The sequence below is a fragment of the Allobosea sp. GW821-FHT12C12 genome (assembly GCF_058807355.1).
In genome coordinates, this window is the sequence record NZ_JBXAQP010000015.1 from 47,688 (window position 1) to 64,402 (window position 16,715).

At 69.1% G+C, this 16,715-nt stretch carries 16 protein-coding genes; 8 read left to right on the forward strand and 8 right to left on the reverse strand.

The window, feature by feature from the left end; translation table 11 throughout:
* Positions 1 to 2 precede the first annotated feature (2 nt).
* Positions 3 to 1,058, reverse strand: coding sequence for an aromatic ring-hydroxylating dioxygenase subunit alpha (locus tag AC1RRW_RS18680; RefSeq protein ID WP_492902679.1), 1,056 nt, complete (start codon positions 1,056 to 1,058; stop codon positions 3 to 5).
* Positions 1,059 to 1,257: 199 nt separating this feature from the next.
* On the opposite strand from AC1RRW_RS18680, the gene AC1RRW_RS18685 reads away from it, so the two are divergent.
* From AC1RRW_RS18685 to cysN, 4 genes are all read left to right on the forward strand, one after another.
* The gene (locus AC1RRW_RS18685) at positions 1,258 to 2,043 is read left to right on the forward strand and encodes an SDR family oxidoreductase (protein WP_492902681.1); all 786 of its coding nucleotides are present in this window, start codon (positions 1,258 to 1,260) and stop codon (positions 2,041 to 2,043) included.
* A 208-nt stretch (positions 2,044 to 2,251) separates the two neighbouring features.
* Complete coding sequence (locus AC1RRW_RS18690) at positions 2,252 to 3,040, forward strand: phosphoadenylyl-sulfate reductase (RefSeq protein ID WP_492902683.1); 789 nt, start codon at positions 2,252 to 2,254, stop codon at positions 3,038 to 3,040.
* Positions 3,037 to 3,939 carry a sulfate adenylyltransferase subunit CysD gene (cysD, locus tag AC1RRW_RS18695; RefSeq protein WP_492902685.1) on the forward strand — a complete coding sequence of 301 codons (903 nt, stop codon included), beginning with the start codon at positions 3,037 to 3,039 and terminating at the stop codon, positions 3,937 to 3,939. The genes AC1RRW_RS18690 and cysD overlap by 4 nt, the downstream gene beginning before the upstream one ends.
* 16 nt (positions 3,940 to 3,955) lie before the next feature.
* On the forward strand, positions 3,956 to 5,584 hold the full coding sequence (gene cysN, locus AC1RRW_RS18700) for a sulfate adenylyltransferase subunit CysN (RefSeq protein ID WP_492902687.1): 1,629 nt from the start codon (positions 3,956 to 3,958) through the stop codon (positions 5,582 to 5,584).
* A gap of 53 nt (positions 5,585 to 5,637) precedes the next feature.
* Here cysN and AC1RRW_RS18705 read toward each other — a convergent pair whose 3' ends face one another.
* The 7 genes from AC1RRW_RS18705 to AC1RRW_RS18735 form a co-directional block, all read right to left on the reverse strand.
* A complete protein-coding gene (locus AC1RRW_RS18705) occupies positions 5,638 to 5,985 on the reverse strand; it encodes a hypothetical protein (protein WP_492902689.1) in 348 nt (115 codons plus the stop codon).
* 182 nt (positions 5,986 to 6,167) lie between these two features.
* Positions 6,168 to 6,590 carry a RidA family protein gene (locus AC1RRW_RS18710; protein ID WP_492902691.1) on the reverse strand — a complete coding sequence of 141 codons (423 nt, stop codon included), beginning with the start codon at positions 6,588 to 6,590 and terminating at the stop codon, positions 6,168 to 6,170.
* Between the two features lie 45 nt (positions 6,591 to 6,635).
* Complete coding sequence (locus tag AC1RRW_RS18715) at positions 6,636 to 8,273, reverse strand: benzoate-CoA ligase family protein (protein WP_492902693.1); 1,638 nt, start codon at positions 8,271 to 8,273, stop codon at positions 6,636 to 6,638.
* Positions 8,274 to 8,275: 2 nt separating this feature from the next.
* Complete coding sequence (locus AC1RRW_RS18720) at positions 8,276 to 9,484, reverse strand: acyl-CoA dehydrogenase family protein (protein WP_492902695.1); 1,209 nt, start codon at positions 9,482 to 9,484, stop codon at positions 8,276 to 8,278.
* A 1-nt stretch (position 9,485) separates the two neighbouring features.
* Positions 9,486 to 10,334 carry an enoyl-CoA hydratase family protein gene (locus AC1RRW_RS18725; protein ID WP_492902697.1) on the reverse strand — a complete coding sequence of 283 codons (849 nt, stop codon included), beginning with the start codon at positions 10,332 to 10,334 and terminating at the stop codon, positions 9,486 to 9,488.
* Positions 10,331 to 10,870, reverse strand: a complete 540-nt coding sequence (locus AC1RRW_RS18730; RefSeq protein WP_492902699.1) for a MarR family winged helix-turn-helix transcriptional regulator — start codon at positions 10,868 to 10,870, stop codon at positions 10,331 to 10,333. The genes AC1RRW_RS18725 and AC1RRW_RS18730 overlap by 4 nt, the downstream gene beginning before the upstream one ends.
* Before the next feature lie 131 nt (positions 10,871 to 11,001).
* Positions 11,002 to 11,757, reverse strand: a complete 756-nt coding sequence (locus AC1RRW_RS18735) for an SDR family NAD(P)-dependent oxidoreductase (protein WP_492902701.1) — start codon at positions 11,755 to 11,757, stop codon at positions 11,002 to 11,004.
* A 231-nt stretch (positions 11,758 to 11,988) separates the two neighbouring features.
* Between AC1RRW_RS18735 and AC1RRW_RS18740 the strand changes: the two genes are divergently transcribed.
* From AC1RRW_RS18740 to AC1RRW_RS18755, 4 genes are all read left to right on the forward strand, one after another.
* Positions 11,989 to 14,313, forward strand: coding sequence for a bifunctional salicylyl-CoA 5-hydroxylase/oxidoreductase (locus AC1RRW_RS18740; protein WP_492902703.1), 2,325 nt, complete (start codon positions 11,989 to 11,991; stop codon positions 14,311 to 14,313).
* A gap of 55 nt (positions 14,314 to 14,368) precedes the next feature.
* Positions 14,369 to 15,136, forward strand: a complete 768-nt coding sequence (locus tag AC1RRW_RS18745) for a metallophosphoesterase (protein ID WP_492902704.1) — start codon at positions 14,369 to 14,371, stop codon at positions 15,134 to 15,136.
* A gap of 91 nt (positions 15,137 to 15,227) precedes the next feature.
* Positions 15,228 to 15,587 (forward strand): hypothetical protein, encoded by a 360-nt coding sequence (locus tag AC1RRW_RS18750; RefSeq protein WP_492902706.1) that lies wholly within the window; start codon positions 15,228 to 15,230, stop codon positions 15,585 to 15,587.
* A 154-nt stretch (positions 15,588 to 15,741) separates the two neighbouring features.
* Positions 15,742 to 16,689, forward strand: a complete 948-nt coding sequence (locus AC1RRW_RS18755; RefSeq protein WP_492902708.1) for a ring-cleaving dioxygenase — start codon at positions 15,742 to 15,744, stop codon at positions 16,687 to 16,689.
* The last annotated feature ends 26 nt before the right edge of the window (positions 16,690 to 16,715 follow it).

The following is a 16,715-nucleotide window of genomic DNA, read 5'->3' on the forward strand; positions in this document are numbered from 1 at the left end:
GGCTATTCCGCCGCCTGGAGCTGGCTCGGCGCTGTCTCCGCCGCGATCGCCCGCTCGATCAGCCGGCGCGCCCACATCGAGCCTGAATCGATGTTGAGGTTGTAGAAGACCCGGCCCGGATTGGCTTCCATCGCGATCTGCTGCGCCTCCAGGATCTCCTCGTCCTCCTTGAAGATGCTCGAGACGCCCTCGCGCAACTGCGTCGTCAGGGCCTGGTCCCTGAGGCGGTAGTTGCGGGCGAAGGCCCAGAAATAATGGCAGGTTCCGTCGGTCTCGGGCGTGATCGTGTTCAGCACATAGCCGTTGACGCCCTGCGAGCGGTCGCCGGCGGGCGCGCCGGCGCCCGCCGGCGCGACGCCGACGTCGATCGCGATGGTGCAGGGCTGCTCGAAGCGGATGATCTGCCAGCGGTCGACCGGGCCGGGCTTGCCGAGCTGGCCGGCCCAGAACGGCGGCGGCTCGATGCCCTCCATCCAGCGCGTCACCGTGACGGTGCGCTCGCCATGGGTCGTCTCGAACGGGGCTTCGGCGACCGCGCTGTTGCCGATGCTGGAGCCGTGGACATAGGTCTCGTGGGTCAGGTCCATCAGGTTGTCGAGCACGAGACGATAGTCGCATTTCACATGGATCGTGCCGCCGTCGCCGGCCCAGTCCGGATCCTGGTTCCAGTGCAGATCGGGGATCAGGGCGGGGTCGGCGAGCGCCGGATCGCCGGGCCAGACCCAGACGAAGCGGTGCTTCTCGGCGACGGGGTAGGCGCGCACGCAGGCCGACGGATTGATCGTCTCCTGCGACGGCATGAAGGTGCAGCGCCCCTGCGCGTTGAAGGCGAGCCCGTGATAGCCGCAGATCACCGTGTCGCCGTCGAGCCGGCCGCGCGAGAGCGGCGCCAGCCTATGCCAGCAGGCGTCCTCCAGCGCCGCGACCGCGCCGTCGCCCTTGCGATAGAAGACGATGTGCCGGCCGGCGATGGTGCGCGGGAACAGGGCGCGCTTGATCTCGACGTCCCAGGCGGAGGCATACCAGGCATTGAGCGGAAAGCGTGGCGCTTGCGTCATGGCGTGAACCCCATTTCTGTATACCAGAAATGACCATGGACCGATTTTAGTCAATAAAATTCGATATTGCGCCGCACAAACAGGCGCATCTGTATACAGGATAGTCTTGCGGCGGCCAGCCATTCCCTTAAGCCCAGCCAGCCGCTATCAGGCGTGCGGAGGGCAGCGCGGTCGCGCCGCCGAACCGACAGGGCACATCATGGATCTCGGCCTTCACAACAAGCGCGCTCTGGTCCTTGGCGCGAGTCGCGGCCTCGGCGCGGCCATCGCCCGCACTTTGGCGACCGAAGGCGCGTCCGTGATCGCGGCCGCCCGCAATGTCGCAGCCACCGACGCCTGGGTCGCCGAGCTGCCCGAGGAGGCGAGGGGCCGGGTCTTCGCGGCCAGCCTCGACCTGTCGGATCTGGCCTCGGTCGATTCCCTCGTCGGCGTGCTGAAGGATGCCGGCGGCGTCGACATCCTGATCGGCAATTCCGGCGGCCCGCCGCCGGCCGAGGCGCGCGAGGCCGGCCGCGACGACTGGCTCAAGCATTTCGAGGCGATGGCGGCGAACCTGTTCCATCTCGCGCAGGGCCTGCTGCCCGGCATGGCCGAGCGCGGCTTCGGCCGGATCATCACCATCGCCTCGTCCGGCGTCGAGCAGCCGATCCCGCGGCTGGCGCTCTCCAACGGCATACGCTCGGCCGTGATCGGCTGGTCCAAGACGCTCTCGGCCGAGGTGGCGAGCCAGGGCGTCACCGTCAACGTCGTGCTGCCCGGCCGCATCCACACCGAGCGCGTCGACCAGCTCGACAAGGCCGCCGCCGACCGCACCGGCGTCACGCCGGAAGAGGCGGCCAGGGCCTCGCGCGCCACGATCCCGGCCGGGCGCTACGGCACGGCCCAGGAATTCGCCGACGTCGTGACCTTCCTCGCCAGCGAGCGCGCGAGCTACGTCACCGGCGCGAAGATCCGCATCGACGGCGGCGCGACGCGGGGGATTTGATTAGCTCGTCATTGCGAGCGAAGCGAAGCAATGGAAGAGCGTAAAGCGAGGGTTCTGGATCGCTTCGCCGCGCTCGCAATGACAGGTAAAGAAACATTTTTCTCCCTTTGAAGTGAAATAAGAAAAACCACGCTACGGCCTGTGAATTGATCATTCATGCCTTCGGGGCTACGTGAAGCGTTCGATTTACCGAACGCCCGGAGCAGCCATGGCCGCAAGCATTCCGGCCACCATCCCGCCGTCCGCCCCACACCGGCCGAGCGCGGCCGGACTGGCGCAGGCGTTCGCCGGAACGGATGCCGCCGGCCGTCTCGAAGCTCTGCGCGAGGCCGCGCCCGGCCGCATCGTCTTCACCACCAGCTTCGGGCTGGAGGATCAGGTTCTGACCCATCTGATCGTCGAGTCCGGACTGCCGGTCGAGTTCGTCACGCTCGACACCGGCCGGCTGTTTCCGGAGGTCTATGCGCTTTGGGCTGAGACCGAGGCGCGCTACGGCATCGTGATCGCGCCGTTCTATCCGCGCCACGACGCGCTCGAGCTCTTCGTCCGCCAGAACGGGATCAACGGCTTCTACGGCTCGCGCGACGCCCGCAAGGGCTGCTGCGTCATCCGCAAGGTCGAGCCGCTCGGCCGCGCTTTGGCCGGCGCCGACATCTGGATCACCGGCCTGCGCGCCGACCAGTCGGCCGCGCGCGGCGGCGCGGCCTTCGCCGAGGACGACGCGGCGCGCGGCCTGAGCAAGGTCAACCCGCTGCTCGACTGGTCGCGCGAGGAGGCGCTCGCCTTCGCGAAAGGCAACGACGTGCCGCTGAACCCGCTGCACGAGCGCGGTTTCGTCTCGATCGGCTGCCAGCCCTGCACCCGCGCCGTCCAGCCGGGCGAGTCCGAGCGGGCCGGGCGCTGGTGGTGGGAGGACGACGCGGCCAGGGAATGCGGGCTGCATGTCGGGGCCGACGGCAAGCTCCAGCGCAGGACGCTGGCTGAGGCGCACGCATGATCCAGCTCAGCCATCTCCAGAAGCTCGAGGCCGAGGCGATCTTCATCATCCGCGAGGTGGTGGCGACCTGCGACAGGCCGGTGCTGCTCTATTCGATCGGCAAGGATTCCGCCGTCCTGCTGCATCTGGCGATGAAGGCCTTCCATCCCGCAAAACCGCCATTCCCGCTGCTCCATGTCGACACGACCTGGAAGTTCCGCGAGATGATCGCCTTCCGCGACGAAACGGCGGCGCGGCTCGGGATCGACCTGATCGTCCATATCAACCAGGACGGCGTGAAGGCCGGCATTTCGCCCTTCGCCTCGGGCTCGCGCGTCCATACCGACGTGATGAAGACGCAGGGGCTGAAGCAGGCGCTCGACCTGCACGGTTTCGACGCGGCCTTCGGCGGGGCGCGCCGCGACGAGGAGAAGAGCCGGGCCAAGGAGCGCGTCTTCTCGCTGCGTTCGACGGAGCATCGCTGGGACCCCAAGAACCAGCGCCCCGAGCCCTGGCAATTGTTCAACACCCGCAAGCACAAGGGCGAGAGCTTTCGCGTGTTTCCGCTCTCGAACTGGACCGAGCGCGACGTCTGGGACTACATCGCGCTGGAGAACATTCCCGTCGTGCCGCTCTACTTCGCCGCCCCGCGCCCGGTCGTCAGGCGGGGCGAGGCCTGGATCATGCGCGACGACGAGCGCATGGCGCTTCTGCCCGGCGAGGTCGCCGAGACCCGCATGGTCCGCTTCCGCACGCTCGGCTGCTATCCGCTGACCGGCGCGGTCGAGAGCGACGCGACGAACCTCACCGACATCATCGCCGAGATGAGGGCCTCGCGCTCGTCGGAGCGGCAGGGCCGCGTCATCGACCATGACGGCGCCGGCTCGATGGAGCAGAAGAAGCAGGAAGGCTATTTCTGATGCGGGCCTATCTCCCATGAGCGCGCTCGCCGAAGACCGGCGCGTCAAGCCGGCTGCCGCCGCCCCCGCCAATGACAGCACGCAGTCCGGCTCGCTCGGCCGGCCCTCGCTGCTGCGCTTCATCACCTGCGGCTCGGTCGACGACGGCAAGTCGACCCTGATCGGTCGCATGCTCTACGAGGCCGGCGCCGTGCTCGACGACCAGCTCACCGCGCTCGACGCGGAGTCGCGCAAGTTCGGCACGCAAGGAGCGCGGCCCGATTTCGCGCTGCTGGTCGACGGGCTTTCGGCCGAGCGCGAGCAGGGAATCACCATCGACGTCGCCTACCGCTATTTCGCCACCGAAAGGCGCAGCTTCATCGTCGCCGACACGCCCGGTCACGAGCAGTATACCCGCAACATGGCGACCGGGGCCTCGACCGCAGACCTCGCCATCATCCTGATCGATGCGCGCAAGGGCCTGCTGCCGCAGACGCGGCGGCACTCCTTCATCGTCTCGCTGGTCGGCGTGCGCCATGTCGTGGTCGCGATCAACAAGATGGATCTCGTCGGCTACGACGAGGCGGTGTTCGAGGCCATCGCCTCCGACTATCGCGCCGCCGTCGCCGGTCTCGGCTTCGCCTCGATCGCCTTCGTGCCGGTCTCGGCCCGCGACGGCGAGAACGTGCTGCGCCGCTCGGCGCTGACGCCCTGGCATGGCGGGCCGGCGCTGCTGCCGCTGCTGGAGACGGTCGCGGTCGACGAGGCGCAGGCCGACGCGGCCGGCTTCGTGCTGCCGGTGCAATGGGTCAACCGGCCCGATCTCGACTTTCGCGGCTATGCCGGCACGCCGGCGGCCGGACGCGCCCGCGTCGGCGATGCCGTCACCGTGCTGCCGTCGGGCCGCGCCAGCACGATCGCGCGGGTGATCGGTGCGTCGGGCGAAGCGCGGCAGGCGGTGGCCGGGCAGGCGGTGACGCTGACGCTCGCGGACGAGGTCGACATCTCGCGCGGAGACGTCATCGTCTCGGCCGACAGCGATATCGTCGCGACGCGCGAACTGCGCGCGCGCCTGCTCTGGACCGGCGAGCGCGCGCTGATCGAAGGCGGCCAGTTCCTGGTCAAACTGGCGACGCAAAGCGGAAACGCGACGCTCGACAGCCTGCATCACAGCATCGACATCGAGGGTTTTCGCCCCGTGCCGGCCCAGAGCCTGCGCATGAACGGCATCGGGCTCGTGACGCTGCGGCTCGACCGGCCGCTGGTCGCCTTGCCCTATGCGCGGAGCCGCGAACTCGGCGGCTTCATCCTGATCGACCGGATCAGCAACGAGACGGTGGCCTTCGGTTTCGTCGAGCCTGATGAGCGCGCCCCGGAGGGCCTGCCGGCCGGTGAAGACGTTCCGGCGCGGATCGGCCGCCTTGCGCTGCGCCTCGTCGGCCGGCGCGGGACGCCCGATCGCAGGCGCTGGCTCGAGGGCGTGAGCTGGCGGCTGGCGAGCACGGCCGGCCTGTTCTGCGCCGCGCTCGTGCTGACCGGACGGGTTGGCCTCGCCGCCGCATTGGCGCTCGGCGACATCGCGCTGCGGCCGATCTTCCGCCAGCTTCATGCCAGGCTCTGGCGCGCGCCGGCGCGCGACCGGCTTCAGGACGGCGCGGGAATCTGAGGCGCCGGGGCGGCTTCTGCCGGCCGGCGCTCGTGGCGTTCGCAGCCGGCGGCTCAGGCCGCCTGCGCGTAGCTGCCGCTTGTCGCCTGGAGCCGGCCGGCGAGCTGAGAGCCGCTGCCATAGGCCTGCGAGGCTTCCATCGCGATGCGCGAGGGCGGCGGGCCCCGGTCCTGCGCCGCCTTCCGGAAGGCCTGCTGCTCGTTCTTGCCGATCGCGCCGCTGGAATCGGCATCGATCGACTTGAACAGCGCCTCGCTTCTGGCGCTGTCGGCGCCCCTGGGAGCGCCGCTCTTGAACTCGTCGAGGCTCAAGGCCCCGTCGCTGTTGCCGTCGAGTTTCTCGGAACTCGGCGGCTTGCCCGGCGGCGGCCGAAAGCCGCCGACGCTCCCGATGCTGGACATGGATCTACCCTCCTGAACTGGCGCAATGGCCGCCGCCGGACTGGCGGCGGGAGGAGTGTCGCGGGAGCGCGCGGGTAGAAGCCTTAAACGCCAAAGCCGATTTGGTTGCGTTTTGTATCGTCGGCAAAATGGAGACAGCAGGAAACACGATTTCCGACTGGCTTTGCGTCAGACCAGCAGGTTCAGCCCGCGATGACCGCCGTCGCCTCGATCTCGACCAGCGCCTCGCGCTCGACCAGCGCCACCACCTGAACCACCGCCATGGCCGGGAAATGCCGGCCCATCACGGCGCGGTAGACCGGGCCCATCTCCTTCAGGCTGGCGCGATAGGCGTCGATGTCGGTGACGTACCAGGTCAGCCGGACGATGTCCTCGATCCGCCCGCCGCCGGCCTCGACCACCGCCCTTATGTTGGACAGCGTCTGGCGAAGCTGCGGCAGGAAGCCCTCGGCGAACACGCCGGCCGCGTCCCAGCCGACGAGCCCGCCCGTGACCAGCACGCGGCCTTCGGCGACCATGCCGTTGGCGTAGCCGCGCGGGACCGGCCAGCCTTCCGGATTGATCGCGCGGGCAAGCGCCTTGTTGGATTTGGCGTCGTTCGACATGGCGTCGCCTCGGTTTGGCCGTTCCGGCCCGTATCGACTGGGATCTCAGGCCTCGCCTTGCGCCATCTGGCGCAGCGCGAAGCGCTGCAGCTTGCCGGTCGGCGTCTTCGGCAGGGCGGAGACGAACGCGATGGCGCGGGGATATTTGTAGGGCGCGATAGCCGCCTTGACGTGATCCTGCAACGCCTTCACCAGCGCCGCGTCGCCGTGATGGCCATCGCGCAGCACGACGTAGGCCTTCACGATGTTGCCGCGCTCGGGGCAGGGCGCCGCGACGACGCCGCATTCCGCCACCGCCGGATGGGTCAGAAGGCAGATCTCGACCTCGGGACCGGCGATGTTGTAGCCCGAGGAGATGATCATGTCGTCGGAGCGGGCCTGGTACCAGAAATAACCGTCCGCATCGCGCAGATAGGTGTCGCCGGTGACGTTCCAGCCCTCGGTGACGTATTTGCCCTGCCGCGGATCGGCGAGATAGCGGCAGCCGGTCGGGCCGCGCACGGCGAGCCGGCCGGGCGTGCCGTCGGGCACGTCGCGTCCGTCCTCGTCGACGATCTTCGCCTCGTAGCCCGGCACCGGCAGGCCGGTCGCGCCTGGGCGGATCGCCTCGCGCGGGGCGGCGATGAAGATGTGCAGCATCTCGGTCGCGCCGATGCCGTCCATCAGCGGCAGCCCGGTCTTCGCCCGCCAGGCGTCGAAGGTCGGCTTCGGCAGCGCCTCACCGGCCGAGACGCAGATGCGCAGCGAGGAGATGTCGCGTCCGTCGAGCCGGTCGAGCATGGCCCGATAGGCGGTCGGCGCGGTGAAGCAGACCGTGGCGCGCGATTGCTCGATCGCCGCGATCAGGTCCGGCGGGGCGGTCCTGTCGGGCAGGACCATCGCCGCCCCGATCCGCATCGGAAACAGCACGAGGCCGCCGAGGCCGAAGGTGAAGGCGAGCGGCGGCGAGCCGATGAAGCGGTCGTCGGGCGAGGCCTTCAGCACGCGCGCGCCATAGCAGTCGCAGATCGCCAGCAGGTCGCGCTGGAAATGCATCGTGCCCTTCGGCTCGCCGGTGGTGCCGGAGGTGAAGCCGATCAGGCAGACGTCGTCGGACGCGGTGTCGGCGGCGTCGAAGTGCTCGTAGCCGGGCCGACGCATCAGCGCGTCGAGACCGTCTTCGGCATCGCCGCCCCAAATGACGATGCGGGCAAGCTCCGGAGCCTGTGCCCGCGCCGCTTCGAGATCGGCTGCCAGCGCCTCGTCGCAGAGCGCCAGCGCGATCCTCGCTTTCCGGATCGGATAGGCCAGTTCGCCGGCGCGCAGCATCGGCATGGTCGCGACCGCGACGCCCCCGGTCTTGAGCACGGCGAGATAGGCCGCGACCATCATCGGCGTGTTGGCGGCGCGCAGCAGCACGCGGTTGCCCGAGACCATGCCGAGATCGCGGGTCAGCACATTGGCGATGCGGTTAACCCGCTCCGCCAGATCGGCATAGCTCCAGCGCAACTCGCCGGAGATGATCGCGGTCCGCCCGCCGCGACCCTCCGCGACATGGCTGTCGAGCAGTTCGGTGACGACGTTGAGGCGCTCGGGATAGGCGAGCCCCGCCGCCGCGAGATCGAGCGCCGGCCAGCTCTCGACCGGGGGCAGGCTTTCGCGGGAAAATCCGTCCGCATGGCCGGAGCGCAGAAAAGCGGTCATCGTCACCTCCCGGCCCGCTCGCTCCCGGCCTTCAGCAGGTCGCGCGCGATCACGACCTTCTGGACCTCGCTCGCGCCCTCGTAGATGCGCAGCGCCCTGATTTCCCGGTACAGTTCCTCCACCTTGACGCCCTTGGTCACGCCGAGGCCGCCGAAGATCTGGACGGCGCGGTCGATGACCTTCTGGGCGTTCTCCGTCGCGGCGAGTTTGGCCAGCGCCGCCTCGCGGGTGACGCGCGCCGCGCCCTTGTCCTTGGTCCAGGCGGCCCGGTAGACCAAGAGCGCCGCCGCATCGACCTCGCAGGCGCTGTCGGCGATGGCGGCTTGGGAAAGCTGCAGATCGCCGAGCGTGCCGCCGAACAGCTTGCGTCCGTTCGCATGCGAGACCGTCTCGAACAGCGCCCGCCGCGCGAAGCCGAGCGCCGCCGCGCCGACCGTCGAGCGAAAGATGTCGAGCGTCGCCATCGCGACCCTGAAGCCGTCGCCGGGAGCGCCGATGCGGTTTTCCGCCGGAATGCGGCAGGCCTCGAAGCGCAGGGTCGCGAGCGGGTGCGGCGCGATCACGTCGATGCGCTCGGTGACGCTCAGGCCCGGATTGTCGGCCTCGACCAGATAGGCCGACAGCCCGCGCGCGCCGGACGCCTCGCCCGAGCGGGCGAAGACGACGTAGTGATCGGCGATGCCGCCATTCGAGATCCAGCTCTTCTCGCCGTCGATGCGGACATGGTCGTTGCCGTCGGGCACGGCCGTCGTCGCCATCGCCGCGACGTCGGAGCCCGCTTCCTTCTCCGACAGCGCGAAGGCGGCGATCCGCGTGCCGGCGCGGACGCCCGGCAGGATGCGCGCCTTCATCTCCTCCGAGCCGGCGATCGTGATCGAGCCGGTGCCGAGCCCCTGCATGGCGAAGGCGAAATCGGCGAGCCCGTCGCGGCTGCTGAGGATATCGCGGGCGAGGCAGAGCGTGCGCACGTCGAGCGTCTTGCCCGAGCCGCCATAGGCCTCCGGCACGACTGCTTTGAGGAAGCCGGCCTGGCCCAGCGCCGCGACGCGGGCGCGGCAGGCGGCGTCGACTTCCGTATGGGGCAGGTCGGGCAGATAGGAATCGGCCCAGGTGGTCAGCTCGGCGGCGAAGGCGCGGTGGCGCTCCTCGAAGAAGGGCCAGGCGAGCGTATCGCCGAGAATGCCGATGCCGAGGGCAGCAGAGCCAGCCATCTCAGTTGCCCTCGAAGACCGGCTTACGCTTGTCGGCGAAGGCATGGTAGGCGCGGGCGAAATCCTCGGTCCGCATGCACAGCGCCTGCGCCACGGCCTCGGCCTCGATCGCGCTCTCGACCGACATCGCCCACTCCATCTCGAGCATGCGCTTGGTCATGGCGTTGGCGAAGGTCGGTCCGTCTGCGAGTTCCGCCGCGAGCGCCTGCGCCTCCGTCAGAACGGCCTCGGGCGCGCAGAGCCGGTTCAAAAAGCCCCAGCGCTCGGCCTCCTCGCCCTTGAGGATGCGGCCGGTGTAGAGCAACTCGGCCGCGCGGCCCTGGCCGACGATGCGCGGCAGCATCGCGCAGGCCCCCATGTCGCAGCCGGCGAGCCCGACGCGGTTGAACAGGAAGGCGATCTTCGTCCCCGCCGTGCCGAACCTGAGATCCGAGGCCATCGCCATGATCGCGCCGGCGCCGGCGCAGATGCCGTCGATCGCCGCGATCACCGGCTGCGGGCAGGCGCGGATCGCCTTGACCAGTTCGCCGGTCATGCGGGTGAATTTCAGGAGATCCCCGGTGTCCATCGCGACCAGCGGCCCGATGATCTCGAAGACGTCGCCGCCCGACGAGAAATTGCCGCCGGCGCCGGTGATGACGATCGCCTTGACGGCTTCCTCCTTCTGCGCGGCGAGGAAGAAATCCGTGAGTTCCCGGTAGCTTTCGAAGGTCAGCGGATTCTTCTTCTCGGGCCGGTTCAGCGTCACGGTCGCGACCTTGCCGCTGACCGAAAGCTGGAAATGCGCCGGCGTGAAGCCGGCCAGGGGAAGCGCGGTGGCGTTGGCGATCGACTGGACGGAAAGGCTCACGGCGTCTCTCCACGGCTGGCGTCGTCGGCCCGCTGCGCGATCGCCTTGTGCAGCGAGATCTTGGTCTGGCCGAGCAGGCGGAAGAGCTGGACGGTGTCGACTCCGCTCAGGCCGGCGAACAGTTCGGCGATCCAGCCCTCATGGCGCTCGGCCATCGCCCTGAAGGCGCGCCGCCCTTGCGCCGTCAGCGTCAGAACCTGCACGCGCCGGTCCTGCGTCGCGGCGCGCTTGTCGACCAGCCCGTCGGCGAGCAGCCCGGCGACCACGGCCGTGACGTTGCCGTTGGAAACCATCAGGCGCTGCGAGACCTCGCCGACCGTCATGCCGGTGGTCGATTTCTCGAGCTGCGCCATCAGGTCGAAGCGCGGCAGCGTCGTCCTGAACTCCTCGCGCAAACGGTTGCGGATATCGGTTTCGATCAGCGTCGAGCAGGTCAGCAGCCGGAGCCAGAGCCTGAGCTCGTCCTTGTGGTCGCCGGGGCGTTCGCTGGCCTTGGTCTCGCGGTCGAGCACCAGCGCAGGCGAGGAGTCTTCCATGGGACTATCGCGCCTTCCGTCGGCCTTGCGCGTCATCGCTAGCGCAGCGGAGCAATCCGGAGGTCTCGCGCAACCCTCTGGATTGCTTCGCCATGCTCGCAAGGACGGCCGGGGTTGCATCGACCATGGCTTCAGAACTCCCCGCCATTGATCAGGAGCGATTGCCCCGTGACCGAGCCGCTGTTGGGGCCGCAGAGATGCAGCACGGCCTGCGCGATCTCGTCCGGCGAAATCAGCCTCCCCTGCGGGTTGGCCTTGACCAGTTCGGTGAGCGCCTGCTCGCGCGAGATGCCGGTCTTGGCCGTGATGGCGTCGACGCTGTCGGAGACCATGCCGGTCTCGGTATAGCCGGGGCAGACGGCGTTGACGGTGACGCCCGAGCGCGCCGTCTCCAGCGCCAGCGAGCGCACGAGCCCGACGACCGCGTGCTTGGCCGCGACATAGGCCGAGACGTAGGGGTAGCCGCGATGGCCCGCCGTCGAGGCGATGGCGATCAGCCGGCCATGGCCGCGCGCGACCATCCCGGGCAAAGCCGGGCGGAAGGCGTTGATCGTGCCGATCAGGTTGATCTCATGCATGCGCCGGAAGCGCTCGGCGTCGCTGCGCTGGAACGGCCCGGTCTCGACCGCGCCGGCATTGGCGACGACGATGTCGAAGGGTTTTTCAGCGGCGAGCCTGTCGAGGCAGGCCGCCATGGCGGCCTCGTCGCGCACGTCGCAAGGCGCAAAGCCGTCGGCGGCGCCGGCGGCGACGGCATCCGCCAGCACGGCGTCGTCGCGCCCGACGATGCTGACGCGCGCGCCGGCGGCCCGCAGCGCGACCGCGACAGCGCGCCCGATGCCGCGTCCGCCGCCCGTCACCACCGCATGCCGCCCGGCCAGGACCATCCCGCATCGCCTCCCGATGAAGCCAATATATTTTAGGTCTAAAGCATTTGGCAAGTGTGCTTGCGCGGCGGGGAGACCATGGAAAAACATCACCAAAATCGCGGATGAGAGGGCAAAATCCGCATTCGGCGCTTCGCCATGTGAGCCAACGGGAGCCGGGCGCATGCCACTTGAGATAAAATTATTTCAGACCTAAAATAATTTCTCGACGGTTCGGACAGGAGCTTCCAGATGCGCATCGCGGTGGTCGGCGGCGGGCCCGCCGGGCTCTATTTCGCGCTCCTGATGAAGCGTGACTGGCCGATGCTCGACGTCACGGTGTTCGAGCGCAACCAGGCCGACGACACCTTCGGCTTCGGCGTCGTCTTCTCCGACCAGACGCTCGACACCTTCAAGGCGGCCGACGCGGCGAGCTATGCCGCGATCCGCGACAATTTCGCATATTGGGACGATGTCGAGGTCCATTTCAAGGACAGCGTCCATCGCGTCTCCGGCAACGGCTTCTGCGGCTGCTCGCGCCGCTCGCTGCTGCTGCTCGTGCAGGCCCGCGCCCGCGAACTCGGCGTCGCCTTGCGCTTCAGCGAGGAGGCGCCGGACGTCGAGACTCTGAAGGCCGATTACGACCTCGTCGTCGCCGCCGACGGCATCAACAGCCGCATCCGCGAGGGCTGGCGCGAGCGCTTCGAGCCGCGGACCGATCTCAGGCCGAACCATTTCACCTGGATGGGCTCGACCCGGCCGTTCGCGGCCTTCACCTTCTTCTTCAAGGAGACCGAGTTCGGTCTCTTCATCGCCCATTGCTACCAGTACGAGGCCGGGCGCTCGACCTGGGTGCTGGAGACCGATCCCGAGACCTTCGCGCGCGCCGGCCTGGGCGCGACGACGGAGGCCGAGTCCGCCGCGTTCCTGGAGGGCATCTTCGCCGACGAGCTGCAGGGCCACCGGCTCTTCACCAACCGCTCGCTCTGGCGCAATTTTCCGATGATCCGCTGCGGGAACTGGGTCGTCGACAACGTCGTGCTGATCGGCGACGCCAAGGCGACGGCGCATTTCTCGATCGGCTCCGGCACCAAGCTCGCCATGGAGGACGCGATCGCGCTGCACGCGGCGATGGGCAAGGCGAAGCTCGACGTCGCGGAGGGGCTGGCGCTGTTCGAGCGCACCCGGCGCGAGGAGGTCGAGAAGACGCAGCACGCGGCCGACGTCTCGCTGGTCTGGTTCGAGCAGCTGCGCCGCTTCTGGGACTTCGATCCGCTGCGCTTCGCCTTCGGACTGATGACCCGCTCCAAGGCCATCACCTACGACAATCTCGCTCTGCGCGCCCCTGCCTTCGTCGCCGCGATCGACCGGCTCGTCGCCGACGAACTCGGCTCCGAGGCGCGGCGGCGCAAGGACGGCTCGCCCGTGCCGCCGGCCTTCCAGCCGTTACGCCTGCGCGCGATGCGGGTCGAGAACCGCATGGTGCTGTCGCCGATGTGCCAGTATTCGGCGCAACAAGGCCTGCCGGGCGACTGGCACCTGATGCATTACGGTTCGCGCGCCATCGGCGGCCCGGGCCTGATCGTCACCGAGATGACCTGTGTTTCGGCCGACGCCCGCATCACGCCGGGCTGCGCCGGGCTCTATGACGACGCGCAGGAGGCGGCCTGGAGCCGCATCGTCGATTTCGTCCACGCCCATTCGGCGGCGAAATTCTGCCTCCAGCTCGGCCATGCCGGTCGCAAGGGCGCGACCAGGCTCATGTGGGACGGCATGGATCGGCCGCTGGAGCAAGACGCCTGGCCGATTCTCTCGGCCTCGCCGCTGCCCTACTATCCGGAGAGCCAGATTCCGCGCGAGATGGACCGCGCCGACATGGAGCGGGTCAAGGCGCAGTTCGTCGAGGCGGCGCGGCGCGGCGAGCGCGCCGGCTTCGACATGCTCGAACTGCACTGCGCCCATGGCTATCTCCTGGCGAGCTTCCTCTCGCCGCTGACGAACCGGCGCAGCGACGACCATGGCGGCAGCGTCGAGAACCGCCTGCGCTATCCGCTCGAAATCTTCCGTGCGCTCCGCGAAACCTGGCCGCGCGAAAAGCCGATGTCGGTGCGCATCTCGGCGACCGACTGGAAGGCCGGCGGCGTGACGCCCGACGACATGGTCGCGATCTCCCGCGCCTTCGCGGAGGAGGGCTGCGACCTGATCGACGTCTCGACCGGCCAGACCGTCAACGACAGCCGCCCGGTCTATGGCCGCATGTTCCAGACGCCGTTTTCCGACCAGATCCGCAACGAGGCGAGGGTCGCGACGATGTGCGTCGGCAACATCACCTCGGCCGACCAGGTCAACACCATCGTCGCCTCGGGCCGGGCCGATCTCGTCGCGCTCGGGCGCCCGCATCTCGCCGACCCGTCCTTCGTGCTGCGCGCCGCCGCCTGGTATGGCGTCGATGTCGCCCAGCCGGTGCAGTATGCGCCGGGCCAGGACCAGCTCATGCGCAATATGCCGCGCGAACGGCAGGATGTGGAAGAACTCAGGCTCAAGGCCAAGCCGAGCCGCCACGCCGCGGCGTCATGAACGGCGCGCAGCGGCGCGGCTTGCGCGGGGCCGGGCGACGCGTCACAAGCGCCCGATGGATACCGCTTCCGCCTTGCCGCCGCTCGCCGGCCGCAGGCCCGTCATTCCCGACGGCATTCGCATCTATGCCGTCGGCGACGTCCATGGCCGGCTCGATCTCCTGCGCGAACTCGAGGCGATGATCGCCGCGGATGCGGCCTCCGCCGGCGATCGCCGCGTCATCCAGGTCATGCTCGGCGACTACGTCGATCGCGGCCCCGACTCGCGCGGCGTCATCGCTCACCTGATCGCACGCGCCGGCGAATGCGAACTCGTGACACTGCGCGGCAATCACGAGGCCTACATGCTCGACGCGCCCGATATGCCGGCGACCTTCGCGGACTGGTGCCGGTTCGGCGGCCGCGCGACGCTGTTGTCCTATGGGCTCGATCTGTCCGACGTCGACGATCCGACCCTGGAGACGGACAGGCTGTCCTTGAGCCGCCTTGCGCTCGACGTGCTCCCGCCCGAGCACGCCGCCTTCCTGGCCGGGACGAGGCTGCACTGGTCCTGCGGCGACTATCTCTTCGTCCATGCCGGCATCAGGCCGGGCGTCCCGCTGGCGGAGCAGGCGGAGCGGGACCTGATCTGGATCCGCCGCGACTTCCTCGACAGCGATGCCGATCACGGCTGCGTCGTCGTGCATGGCCACACCCCGGCCGATGCGCCCGAAATCCGCGCCAACCGCATCGGCATCGACACGCGCGCCTTCGCCTCAGGCGTGCTGACCTGCCTGGTTCTCGAAGGGACGAGCCATCGCTTCCTCGCGACGGGGCGCGGCTGAAGGCGGAACAACCGGGCCCGCGGCCTGTTCTCATTGCTGTCAGTTCTCATGCGCGCCGTCCGCCGGGACGCACCGCCGAAAGGTTTCAACGATGACGAGCCTCGCGACCGCCTCCAGCCTGCTGCGCGCGCCCCTCGCGGCGACCCTTCTGTCGCTGGCCGCGACCGGCGCGCTGGCGCAGGCGACGCCGACCCCGCCGCAATCGCCGCCTGCCGCCGCGCCGCAGTCGAACACCGGGCTTGGCCCGACGACGACCGATCCCGCCCAGATCGACAAAGGGCAGAACATGATCCTGCCCTCGGCCGGGCAATCCGGGCCGTCGGCCGCGCCGACCATGGTCTATGACTGCAAGGCCAAGCCGCAAGACTGCACCACGCCGGCGACGCCGGCCGACAAGGCGACCGCGCCGGACGTCTCGGCTCCGCCGGCGACATCCACGCCCAAGCCCTGATCCGGCGAATGGCCAGATGCGTCTCGTCGACCGGATCATTGCAGAATTGCAAGGGTCCGGTTGGCGAGGCAGGGCTGTCATGGCGGCGCGGGCTCTCTATCTGAGGCTTTGAAAGCGGACCATAGGCCACCGCTTGCGATCGAAAGCCCAGAAAATGACCCTGACCGGCATCCACCACGTCACCGCCATCACCGCCAATGCAGCCGGGAACCACCGCTTCTACACGCAGGTTCTCGGCATGCGCATGGTCAAGAAGACGGTCAACCAGGACGACGTGTCGGCCTATCACCTGTTCTATGCCGACGGCGCCGGCTCGCCCGGCACGGACCTGACCTTCTTCGACTGGCCGGCCCAGCCGGCGCGGCGCGGCACGAACGCCATCACCCGCACATCGCTGCGCGTCGCGAACGAGGCCTCGCTTGGGTGGTGGCGCGCGCGCCTGCTCGCCGCGGGCGCAAGACCCTCCGCGATCCGCGAGGTCAACGGCCGGATGGCGCTCGACGTCGAGGATCCGGAAGGCCAGCGCCTGACGCTGCTGGCCGACGGCGGCGCGATCCCTTTCACCGTATGGGAGAAGAGCGGGGTTCCCGCCGAGCACCAGATCCACGGGCTCGGGCCGGTGACCATCTCGGCGCCGGCGCTGGAGCGGACGGAGGTCGTGCTGACGCAACTGCTTGGACTGGAGCGCGTCGGTCGCTATCGCGACGAAGCTCATGCCACCGGCGAGATTCATGTGTTCAGGATCGGCGAGGGCGGCCCGGCGGCCGAACTCCATGTCGCGGTCGAGCCCGGATTGCCGCAGGCGCGCGAAGGGGCGGGCGGGGTGCATCACCTGGCGCTGCGCACGCCGACCTTCGCCGACTACGACGCCTGGGCGGAGCGGCTGAAAGCGGCCGGCTATCCCAACAGCGGCAAGGTCGACCGCTTCTATTTCCGCTCGCTCTATCTGCGCGAGCCGAATGGCATCCTGATCGAGATCGCGACCGACGGGCCGGGCTTCTCCGCCGACGAGCCGGCCGAGACGATGGGCGAGAAGCTGGCCCTGCCGCCGTTCCTGGAGGGCAGGCGGGCCGCGATCGAGGCCGGACTCAAGCCGCTTTAGCCGGCATCGAACGGCCGTCGCCGGAG

Excerpts from the sequence above, each read along its gene's own strand:
- AC1RRW_RS18680 (WP_492902679.1), bottom strand. The coding sequence starts at position 1,058 with ATGACGCAAGCGCCACGCTTTCCGCTCAATGCCTGGTATGCCTCCGCC.
- AC1RRW_RS18685 (WP_492902681.1), top strand. The coding sequence starts at position 1,258 with ATGGATCTCGGCCTTCACAACAAGCGCGCTCTGGTCCTTGGCGCGAGT.
- AC1RRW_RS18690 (WP_492902683.1), top strand. The coding sequence starts at position 2,252 with ATGGCCGCAAGCATTCCGGCCACCATCCCGCCGTCCGCCCCACACCGG.
- cysD (WP_492902685.1), top strand. The coding sequence starts at position 3,037 with ATGATCCAGCTCAGCCATCTCCAGAAGCTCGAGGCCGAGGCGATCTTC.
- cysN (WP_492902687.1), top strand. The coding sequence starts at position 3,956 with ATGAGCGCGCTCGCCGAAGACCGGCGCGTCAAGCCGGCTGCCGCCGCC.
- AC1RRW_RS18705 (WP_492902689.1), bottom strand. The coding sequence starts at position 5,985 with ATGTCCAGCATCGGGAGCGTCGGCGGCTTTCGGCCGCCGCCGGGCAAG.
- AC1RRW_RS18710 (WP_492902691.1), bottom strand. The coding sequence starts at position 6,590 with ATGTCGAACGACGCCAAATCCAACAAGGCGCTTGCCCGCGCGATCAAT.
- AC1RRW_RS18715 (WP_492902693.1), bottom strand. The coding sequence starts at position 8,273 with ATGACCGCTTTTCTGCGCTCCGGCCATGCGGACGGATTTTCCCGCGAA.
- AC1RRW_RS18720 (WP_492902695.1), bottom strand. The coding sequence starts at position 9,484 with ATGGCTGGCTCTGCTGCCCTCGGCATCGGCATTCTCGGCGATACGCTC.
- AC1RRW_RS18730 (WP_492902699.1), bottom strand. The coding sequence starts at position 10,870 with ATGGAAGACTCCTCGCCTGCGCTGGTGCTCGACCGCGAGACCAAGGCC.
- AC1RRW_RS18735 (WP_492902701.1), bottom strand. The coding sequence starts at position 11,757 with ATGGTCCTGGCCGGGCGGCATGCGGTGGTGACGGGCGGCGGACGCGGC.
- AC1RRW_RS18740 (WP_492902703.1), top strand. The coding sequence starts at position 11,989 with ATGCGCATCGCGGTGGTCGGCGGCGGGCCCGCCGGGCTCTATTTCGCG.
- AC1RRW_RS18745 (WP_492902704.1), top strand. The coding sequence starts at position 14,369 with ATGGATACCGCTTCCGCCTTGCCGCCGCTCGCCGGCCGCAGGCCCGTC.
- AC1RRW_RS18750 (WP_492902706.1), top strand. The coding sequence starts at position 15,228 with ATGACGAGCCTCGCGACCGCCTCCAGCCTGCTGCGCGCGCCCCTCGCG.
- AC1RRW_RS18755 (WP_492902708.1), top strand. The coding sequence starts at position 15,742 with ATGACCCTGACCGGCATCCACCACGTCACCGCCATCACCGCCAATGCA.